Source organism: Clostridium sp. HGF2, from assembly GCF_964240115.1.
Classification (GTDB): Bacteria; Bacillota_I; Bacilli_A; order Erysipelotrichales; family Erysipelotrichaceae; genus Clostridium_AQ; species Clostridium_AQ innocuum.
This window is the reverse complement of sequence record NZ_CAXSSO010000024.1, coordinates 1-1,885: the sequence shown is the minus strand read 5'-3', so window position 1 is coordinate 1,885 and position 1,885 is coordinate 1. Positions and strand designations below refer to the sequence as shown.

General features: G+C 32.6%; 1 protein-coding gene. It reads right to left on the bottom strand.

The window, feature by feature from the left end; all coding sequences use genetic code 11:
- Positions 1–148: 148 nt before the first annotated feature.
- Positions 149–1,501 carry an IS4 family transposase gene (locus ACESPQ_RS20750; RefSeq protein WP_002607744.1) on the bottom strand — a complete coding sequence of 451 codons (1,353 nt, stop codon included), beginning with the start codon at positions 1,499–1,501 and terminating at the stop codon, positions 149–151.
- Between the last annotated feature and the right edge of the window lie 384 nt (positions 1,502–1,885).

Sequence of the window (1,885 nt, the reverse complement as noted above, 5' to 3'; positions counted from 1 at the left end):
GCAATGTCATCAACTTAAGGTATCTTGACAAAAAAAGAGTATTCAGTATAGAGAACAATCAATATGTTCCTATAGAGGATACTTTTTTTTGAAAAATAAGTGCGCAAAAAAACACGAATTTGGTACTATCATACTATTTCACACTACATCAATAAGAATAACGATAAGTCATTCTATGTTTATTCAATCGCTTTTTCTGTCTGCTATATATGCTATTTCTGTCTTGGCGTATTGGACAGAGATGACGCATCATCTCTTTATCCATTTTTACTGATGCTTTTTTGGCTAGCTTTGGATGATCATAATACACAAATATCTTCAGTAGATAGTGTTTCAATTTTCCACTCGCATAATTTCTATTAAATGCCATCTCATATTTATATCTTTCCTGTTGTATGGTACTTAAGTTTTCTTTTGAACATACGATATCAGATACAGCATTGTATACTAATGCACATGCGTATATATCCTGCTTTATCAATTGTTCCCGATAACCTGAGAATTCTTCCATCTTTAATTGTGACTTCATGGAGCGATAGCAGGTTTCTATGTCCCAGCGCAGATGATACAGTTCCTTCATACTTTCTGTATCAAAATCAGTTTCAGAAAGATTTGTCAATAATATCTCTGTAGCTGTACTTCCGTCATTGAGTACGATTTGGAATTTCACAAAACGTAAATGGTAGGTAGTATTCATAAGTTTTATCCGAAATGATCTATCCTCACGGAAGTGATTACTCCGCAATCTACCATATATGACATCAATCCATTTATCATCTTCATCATCACGAAGTTCTTCACATTCCCTTTTAAAATCATTTGCTTTTAATCGAAAGACAAAATATTGACCGCTTTCTAACATCTGATCGATCAGCTTAATAGAAGGATATCCTCTGTCAAATATACAAACCATTTTTGATCCTTGAGGTAAGATATCTCGTGCATAACCCAAATGATCTTCTGCGCTTGATTTCTCACTGTATTTATACGAATTTATAGATATATCTATAATACATTTATTAATGACATCAAAAATACTGGAAGCAGAACCCATCACAGGATCATTATCGCCATCGTGCAATTTTGTTTTCCAAACCTCTTTATTATCTCTCCATTTAGGTATCAAAAAATCGCTTCCATCAATCGCCATAATATAATAATCATTTAATTTTAATAATTTCTTTTCTGCATATACATCTCTGTTGATATCATGAAGAATTGTACGAAGGGCATCAGGGTTAAATTTCATCCGCGCATTAAAATAACCTGTTTGTGATATTTCTATATTTTCATCAACTTGTTCAATGAAATCAGAAATTTCATTCTTCTGTGATTTTCCGGTTGTGGCAAGCATCTGCATAAAGATATGAGGCAAAAGGATTTTTCTCTTTCTCGTATAAGCATTTTGATTATTTCCACGGATAATATCAATATATTCAGTATCGAGCAGAAAAGCGGTTCTATGAATCCTGTTTAGATAAGATTTTTCACACGACATCATAAGGACTCCTCCGGATAAACCAATAATGGTTTATTCTTAGCATAAGCAGCTTTAAGATAAGGGATCTGATCAAAAGTGACTTCTCCAAGATAAGCAACAGTCTCCTGAGAAACTTTTGTACCATTTCTAGTAGATTTCACAATACTGGCATAGATTTTGGATCCTTTTTTCCAAGTTCTCACATACATAACAGCACCATCGTACACACTACAAATCAATTTAGATATATATTAAATAATGTGTAATCATCCTTTCATTTCACACTACAATTATAGCATAATTAAAGGTGAAATAGATACCCATTTTAGGTAATCATTTCACCTTTTTTCGTTTTCTATACAATAAACCACACATTTGTCAAGATACCTTAAGTTGATGACATTG